This is a genomic window from Oleiphilus sp. HI0117 (assembly GCF_001635235.1).
Genome location: NZ_LWGA01001217.1, coordinates 1 through 467, shown reverse-complemented (window position 1 = coordinate 467; position 467 = coordinate 1). Strand labels below are relative to the sequence as shown.

Below are 467 nucleotides of genomic sequence, written 5' to 3'. Positions count from 1 at the left end.
AGAGTTACTTAAGGTTATTACGAAAAAGGAATTGAAAAACCTTGTGCTTGAGCTGAATTATAGTAGGCTAAGCTACGGTTTTTGCTGATAAAAAGTGAATAAAGATTCAGTTTTGGCCTATTACAGGAAGTAACGCTTGACGATAAGTAAGCAAATAAAAAGGTAAATTAGAATGTCCACAATACTCAAACCGATAGAAAGTAAAACAAAGCACCTCGATTTCTTTCTATCGCAATGTCATCGTAGAAAATACCCTAGTAAAAGTACAATCATTTACGCCGGCGATAAAAGTGATTCCTTATTTTATATTATTAAAGGCTCGGTAACGGTAATCATTGAAGATGATGATGGTCGTGAGATGATCATGGCTTATTTGAATGCCGGTGATTTCTTCGGTGAGATGGGCTTGTTTGATAATCTGGACTCTCGAAGTGCCTGGGTTAAAGCCAAAACCGAGTGTGAAGTTG

The 467-nt window shown here is 36.8% G+C and carries 1 protein-coding gene; it reads left to right on the top strand.

Annotation, left to right across the window (positions count from 1 at the left end; all coding sequences use genetic code 11):
* Positions 1–172 precede the first annotated feature (172 nt).
* Positions 173–467, top strand: a 295-nt coding sequence (locus tag A3757_RS21290; RefSeq protein WP_156506475.1) for a cyclic nucleotide-binding domain-containing protein, incomplete at its 3' end; no start/stop codon positions are given.